The organism is Dietzia sp. SLG310A2-38A2, assembly GCF_014145095.1.
In the GTDB taxonomy this organism is placed as follows: Bacteria; Actinomycetota; Actinomycetes; order Mycobacteriales; family Mycobacteriaceae; genus Dietzia.
Genome location: NZ_JAALDX010000337.1, coordinates 1 through 6,098 on the forward strand (window position 1 = coordinate 1; position 6,098 = coordinate 6,098).

The window sequence follows — 6,098 nt, forward strand, 5'->3', positions numbered from 1 at the left end:
GCGCGTCGGGTCGTGGGCGGGCCGATCGGCGTCCGTCTGGCCGGAGAGGTCGGGGGCGTCGAGGTGGCTGGTGGTCATGAGCGCCAGCTTACCGATGCGACCGGGGAGGCCGACGGGACCTGTCAGACGGCCGGATCGGCCCCGGTCTCGTGCACGGCGAACTCCCGGAAGCGGCGGGCGAGGTCCGGATCACCGGCGGGAGCGGAGCGCTCGCACAGGCCCGGCGACCCGGCGATCTGGCGAAAACCCGACGGGCCGATGTACGACGCCGGTGGGAGCGACTCCGTCGCGGCGTACAGGAGAGGTCGCGCCCCGTCGGACGCGGTGGGGACGATCCGTCGACCGAGCAGGTTGAGTACCGCGTTGACCGGCGGGAACGGCGTCGGATCGAGGATCGAGGTCGCGGCGAACCCTGGGTGCGCGAGCTGGACGTCCACCGGTGACCCGGCGGCGTCGAGCCGGTTCTGCAGGTCGAGACCCCAGAGCATGCACGCGAGCTTGGACTGGGCGTACGCGACCGCCATGGAATACCGGCGCCGGCGGAAGTGGGGGTCCTCGAAGTCGATGCGTCCCGTGGCGTGGGCCATCGAGGCCGTGATCACGACCCGCTCCCTGATCCGCGGCAGCAGCAACTCGGTGAGCAGGAACGGCCCGAGGACGTTGACCCCCAGGTGCAGTTCGAAGCCGTCGGGGGTCTGTCTGCGTGTCCTGCTCATGAGTCCGGCGTTGTCCAGCAGGACGTCGACCGGATCCGTGTATCCCGCCGCGAACCCGCGCACGGCGTCGAGGCGGCTCAGGTCGAGCTCGTGGACCTCCGTCGAACCGCCGATCTCCGCCGCCGTCGACTCCCCCTCGGCGCGGGTGATGGAGGGGAGCACCACGTGGGCGCCGCGACGCGCCGTCTCGCGTGCCACCTCCTTGCCGATCCCGCTCGTGCCGCCGGTCACCATGATGGTCTTGCCGGTCAGGTCAGGTAGGCAGTCCACGGTCCACTTCTGTGCGCTCATGGGCACAGTGTGCGGGGGCGGCGGGGCCAGCGGTGTCGCCACCGGCCCACGGGGAGCATCGCCGCTGTTCAGGCACTCTCCTCGGGAAGACGGTGACGGTCACCTGTCATCGGTGACACACTCTGGAAACCGATGGGTCACCACGGAACGAGCTCCGACATGAGGAGAGACAGTGGCCGAGAACCCCCGCACCACCGCACGTCACACCACAGCACGCCACACCACCAACGAGGGTGGTGAGTCGCTGGAGCTCAACTCCGTGTTCGTCCGCCCTGGCGAGGCCACCGAGTTGCCCCGTTTCGAACTCCCGAGGGACCGGGCCCTTCCCGAGACGGCCTATCAGATCGTGCACGACGAGGCGATGCTCGACGGCAACGCGCGACTCAACCTGGCCACGTTCGTCTCCACGTGGATGGACGACGAGGCCCGGCGTCTGTACGCCGAGACCGTCGACAAGAACATGATCGACAAGGACGAGTACCCCCAGACCGCCGCGATCGAGGAGCGGTGCTGGAGGATGATCGCCGGCCTCTGGAACGTGCCGGACGTCGGGGAGTCCATCGGCACCTCGACCATCGGCTCGTCCGAGGCGTGCATGCTGGGCGGGCTCGCACTCAAGCGACGCTGGCAGGCCGGGCGCCGGGCGGGGAACAAGTCCACCGAGAGACCCAACATCGTGCTGTCGACCGCCGTGCAGGTCTGCTGGGAGAAGTTCTGCAACTACTTCGAGGTCGAGCCCCGCTGGGTGCCGATCTCGGCGGAGCACCCGATGCTCGACGGCCACGAACTCGAGAAGTACGTGGACGAGAACACCATCGGGGTGGTCGCCATCATGGGCGTCACCTACACCGGTGCCTACGAGCCGGTCGCCGAGATCGCCGCGAAGCTCGACCAGATCGAGGAGGACACCGGCCTCGACGTCAGGATCCACGTCGACGGCGCGTCCGGCGGCATGGTCGCGCCGTTCTGCCAACCCGACCTGGAGTGGGACTTCCGCGTCGAACGCGTCGCGTCCATCAACACCTCCGGCCACAAATACGGGCTCGTCTACCCGGGTGTGGGCTGGATCGTGTGGCGCGATACGGACGCTCTCCCGGAGAGCATGATCTTCCACTGCAGCTACCTCGGCGGGGACATGCCGACCCTGGCGCTGAACTTCTCGCGACCCGGGGCCCAGGTCCTCCTGCAGTACTACATGTTCCTGCGGCTCGGCTGGGAGGGGTACCGCCGGGTCCAGCAGGGATCCCTCGACGTCGCACAGTTCCTGTCCGCGGAGATCGGGACGCTCGCCCCCTTCGAGTTGGTGAGCCGGGGCGACACGATTCCGGTCGTCACCTGGCGGCTCAAGGAGGGGTACACGGAGATGTGGACCCTCTACGATCTGTCGGACCGACTCAGGATGAAGGGCTGGCTCGTGCCCGCGTATCCCCTGGCCGACGATCTGGCGCACGTGACCGTGCTGCGCATCGTGGTCCGCGTCGGCCTCGGCCGCGACCTGGCCTCGGCATTGATCAAGGACCTCGCCGGCGAGGTGTCATTCCTCGACGAGCTCGACTCACCGATGCCCCGCAGGGGAGCCGGATCGCACTTCCACCACTGAGAGGCCCGGGGCGACCTGGCACGAAGTGGTGTGGTCGGAGCTACCCGCGCACCAGTACGGCGACCATGAAACCGCTGTCCTCGCTGAACGGCCGGAGGTCCCAGGTAGACCAGCGCTGCTCCAGCTCCAGTCCCGCCTCTCGCGCGTCGGCGTCGAATTCCTCGCGCGACCACCCACGGTCGAGACCGAACCCCACGACCAGGCGCCCGCGTCGTCCCTCGACGTCGTCGGACGCCGCCACCAGACGCGCGGCGAGGTGGGCCAGCACCGTGCCACGGTCGGCGGGATCGACGAACGCCAGGACGTTGCCGGCGGAGACGGCCAGGTCGAACGGCCCTGCCGCCCAGTCCTCCCCCGCCAGGTCCGCGACCTCCCAGGTGGCGTCAGGGCACAGCTCCCGCGCCCGTTCGACCAGGTGGGGGTCGAGGTCCACACCGGTGACCCGGTGCCCGCGCTCGTGGAGATAGGCCCCCGTGCGGCCCTGTCCGCACCCGGCGTCGAGGATTCGGGCGCCACGCGGCGCCATCGCATCGATCAACCGCGCCTCGCCGTCGATGTCCACCCCCTCGGCCACCATGTCGTCCCACCGCTTGGCGTATCGCTGCGAGTGCCCGGGATCGGCGTCCACGATCTTCTTCCACGTCTGCGTCATGTCACCCAGTATGGCCGTGCCGCACCCCGACCGGTGCCGAGGTCATCCGTCCAGCCGGCGCATCAGTCGGAACGCGCTCAGGTCCGCGCCCCGGTTCTGGTTGACGAGCGCGAGGACGACGGTGCCGGAGGCGGGGCTCATGAGCGCGGTGGACCGGAATCCGCCTGTCCCGCCGTTGTGCCACAGGGTCCGATCCCCCGCACGGTGCCACCCGAGCCCCATCCGTTCCGGCCCGCCCGGTTGCGTGGCGTGGGTGAGACGGATGGCATCACCGAGCCCGGTGCTCCCCGGGTCGACCTGGGCCGCGAGGAACCGGACCATGTCCGAGGCCGTGGACCGCAGTGCTCCCGCGCCTGCCAGCCCGGCCAGGGGCCAGGGATCGGCGGGACGACGACTCCGGAATCCCACCGCCATCCGCTGCCGCTGATCGGTGGTCATCTGGGCGTCGACCACGGTGTCCCCCAACCCGAGCGGACCGCAGACCCGGTCTCGTACGAGCGTTCCGTAGTCCTGTCCGGTCGCTGTGGTCATCGCGGTGCCGAGGAGGCCGAACCCGAGATTGGAGTACGCCGGCGTGCCGTGTCCGGGCACCCGCTTCAGTCGCGCGTCGCCCAGACTCCGGAGCACATCCTCCTCGGTCAGCCGCGCGTACGGGTCAGCACCGGTGCGCTGGTAGGCGACATTCTCCCGGAGCCCGAGACGCACCGGGGACCGCCGGAGCCCGGAGGTATGGGTCGCGAGGTGCTGCAGGGTGATCTCCACGCCGGCCCGACGCGGAACCTCCACACCGGCCGGGAGGAGCTCTCGTACAGGGGTGTCGAGCCGCCAGTCCCTCCGGATCACGCCGTCCGCGAGCAGGAGCGCGGTGAACGTCTTGGTGATCGACCCGATCTCGAACAGGGTGCCCGAGTCCGGGACCTCACCGTGGCCGTCGTCGCCCCCGGAGGCGATCGACACGTCCCCGGACGGCCCCCCGCCGACCACCAGGCCGACTCGCCGACGCGCCAACCGTTCGGTCGTCCTCCCGACCAGTGCCGCGCATCTGCTCGCCCGGTGCCCCGCCCGGACATCCTCACCGTCCATGGCCCCGAGTCAACGTCATCCGGTCGACCACCGCATCCTGCGTGTCGGAGCGGTGGTGCACGATGGGCGGCATGACCTCCCTCCCCGGCGCCGTCTCCGCCACAGGACCCGACCGTCACGCGCTCCGCTCGCGCGCCGACGAACTGTTGAGCGCGCTCGCCGGGCAGGGGGCGACGCTGCGGGAGGACCAGTGGACAGCGATCGAGGCGCTCGTGGCCGACCGCCGGCGGGCCCTCGTGGTGCAGCGCACCGGCTGGGGCAAGTCGGCGGTGTATTTCATCGCCGCCCGTCTGCTGCGGGAACTCGGTTCGGGGCCCACGGTGATCGTCTCGCCGCTGCTGGCACTCATGCGAAACCAGGTCGAGGCGGCCGCGCGGGCAGGGGTGCGGGCGGCCACCATCAACTCGGCCAACATGACGGAGTGGGACGACGTGCGCGCCTCGGTCCGCGCCGGCGAGGTGGACGTTCTGCTGGTCAGCCCGGAGCGGCTCAACAACCCCGACTTCCGCGATACCGTCCTGCCCGCCCTGGCCGCGGACGCCGGCCTGGTGGTGGTCGATGAGGCCCACTGCGTCTCCGACTGGGGGCACGACTTCCGGCCCGACTACCGCCGGATCCGCACGCTGTTGGCCGATCTGCCCGAGGGCGTTCCGGTACTGGCCACCACTGCCACGGCCAACGACCGGGTGGTGCGCGACGTGGCACAGCAGCTCGGTGTGGGCGAACGGCCGGATGGGCCCGATCGCCCGGGCTCTGAGGCGGGCGACCCCGCGGCGTCCGACACTCTCGTCCTGCGGGGCGGGTTGGACCGTGAGTCGCTGCGCCTGTCGGTGGTGGCGATCGACGACTCGGAGCGCCGCGCGGCGTGGCTGGTGGAGAACCTGGAGTCCCTACCGGGCAGCGGGATCGTCTACAGCCTGACCGTCGCAGCGGCCCAGGACATGGCCGAGTTGCTCACCTCCGCCGGGCACCGTGTGAGCGCCTACACCGGCCGCACCGATGCGGGCGAGCGCGAGGAGCTCGAGCGCGCACTGCTGGACAACGAGGTCAAGGCGCTGGTCGCCACATCCGCGCTGGGCATGGGTTTCGACAAGCCCGACCTGGGCTTCGTCGTCCACCTCGGGGCCCCGCCGTCGCCCATCTCCTACTACCAGCAGATCGGTCGCGCCGGCCGTGCGGCCGACCGGGCCGAGGTGGTCCTGCTGCCCGGACCCGAGGACCGGGCAATCTGGAATCACTTCGCCTCTCTGGCCTTTCCGCCCGAGGACGTGGTCCGCCGCGTCCTCGACGCCCTGGAACCCGACCGGCCGCAGTCGACCCAGGCCCTCGAGCCCGCCGTGGATCTGGGCCGGACCCGGTTGGAGATGGTGCTCAAGGTGCTCGACGTGGACGGCGCGGTCCAGCGGGTGCGGGGCGGGTGGATCTCGACCGGACGGCAGTGGCACTACGATGCCCAGCGCTACGCCGGGTTGGCCGAGGCCAGGCGGTCGGAGCAGGAGGCGATGATCGCGTACGAGCGGACCGGCTCGTGCCGGATGGATTTCCTGCGCACGCAGCTCGACGACCCCACTCTCGACCCGGCCTCCGGCGGATGCGGACGATGCGACAACTGCACCGGCGATCGCAGGACGACCTCGGTCGACGACGGTGCGCTGACCCGCGCCCGCGAGGCGCTGGAGCGCCCGGGAGTGGTCCTGCCCCCCCGACGCCAGTGGCCCACCGGGCTCGCGCGGCTGGACGTGCCGCTGAAGGGCAA

Annotated in this window: 5 protein-coding genes; 2 read left to right on the forward strand and 3 right to left on the reverse strand. The window is 70.7% G+C overall.

Annotated elements, in window-relative coordinates:
• Positions 1-122 precede the first annotated feature (122 nt).
• Positions 123-1,007: an SDR family NAD(P)-dependent oxidoreductase gene (locus G6027_RS12160; RefSeq protein ID WP_182637406.1), complete on the reverse strand. Its 885-nt coding sequence runs from the start codon at positions 1,005-1,007 to the stop codon at positions 123-125.
• A 172-nt stretch (positions 1,008-1,179) separates the two neighbouring features.
• Between G6027_RS12160 and G6027_RS12165 the strand changes: the two genes are divergently transcribed.
• Positions 1,180-2,607: a glutamate decarboxylase gene (locus G6027_RS12165; RefSeq protein WP_182637407.1), complete on the forward strand. Its 1,428-nt coding sequence runs from the start codon at positions 1,180-1,182 to the stop codon at positions 2,605-2,607.
• Positions 2,608-2,647: 40 nt separating this feature from the next.
• Here the strand turns inward: G6027_RS12165 and G6027_RS12170 are convergent, their stop codons facing one another.
• Both G6027_RS12170 and G6027_RS12175 read right to left on the reverse strand, forming a co-directional pair.
• The gene (locus G6027_RS12170; protein WP_182637408.1) at positions 2,648-3,259 is read right to left on the reverse strand and encodes a class I SAM-dependent methyltransferase; all 612 of its coding nucleotides are present in this window, start codon (positions 3,257-3,259) and stop codon (positions 2,648-2,650) included.
• 42 nt (positions 3,260-3,301) lie between these two features.
• Positions 3,302-4,342 (reverse strand): serine hydrolase domain-containing protein, encoded by a 1,041-nt coding sequence (locus G6027_RS12175; RefSeq protein WP_182637409.1) that lies wholly within the window; start codon positions 4,340-4,342, stop codon positions 3,302-3,304.
• A 62-nt stretch (positions 4,343-4,404) separates the two neighbouring features.
• Here G6027_RS12175 and G6027_RS12180 point away from each other — a divergent pair.
• The coding region (locus G6027_RS12180; RefSeq protein WP_182637410.1) for a DEAD/DEAH box helicase at positions 4,405-6,098 on the forward strand (1,694 nt) is incomplete at its 3' end.